Raw genomic sequence first — 659 nt, 5'->3', positions numbered from 1 at the left:
CACCATAGTCGTTTGTTAGCTGCGCCTTTCCAGTTTGAATAACAAACTAGCTTTTACGGCTAACCACTCACTATTAATTACCGAAAATACAACGGTATCTCGATAGCTACCATCTGCCATTTGTTGATGATTTCTAATTACACCGTCTTGCTTTGCACCCAAACGAGCTATTGCATTACGTGAAGCATGATTATGCCAATGAGTTCTAAACTCAACTGCGATTGCTGAGAGGTTTTCAAATGCATGAGAAAGAAGAAGGAACTTACATTCGGTATTTACTGAGGTTCTCTGGTAACTTTTCGCATACCACGTATAACCAATTTCTACCCGTTTATTCACACAATCAGCGTGGCATAAACGAGTTGTACCGATTATGGTTTGAGTTTCATTATCAATGACAGAAAAAGCCAAAGAACGCCCAGCGTCCTGTTCGCTTAAAGCCAATTCAATATAACCGATTACAGTCTCTTTATTTGGTATTTTTGTATACCATAAGTCCCAAAGTTCACCATCAGAAGCAGCTTCAACCAAATCTGATGCATGTTCTAGTTGTAGTGGAATCAATGTGACTATTTTCCCTTTAATCTTCGTACCTGAGAGCCATTTCTCACCTTGCATACTAAATTCCTTCTTTGAAGCAGCTAACGCCTGCATAACAC

General features: G+C 39.5%; 1 protein-coding gene. It reads right to left on the bottom strand.

Features of this window, described 5'->3' with window-relative positions; genetic code table 11:
- Nucleotides 1-15: 15 nt before the first annotated feature.
- The gene (locus A6E06_RS15195) at nt 16-654 is read right to left on the bottom strand and encodes a GNAT family N-acetyltransferase (RefSeq protein ID WP_255312102.1); all 639 of its coding nucleotides are present in this window, start codon (nt 652-654) and stop codon (nt 16-18) included.
- Nucleotides 655-659 lie beyond the last annotated feature (5 nt).

It is taken from the genome of Aliivibrio sp. 1S175, from assembly GCF_001690985.1.
GTDB lineage: Bacteria > Pseudomonadota > Gammaproteobacteria > Enterobacterales > Vibrionaceae > Aliivibrio.
This window is presented reverse-complemented; position numbering and strand designations above follow the sequence as displayed.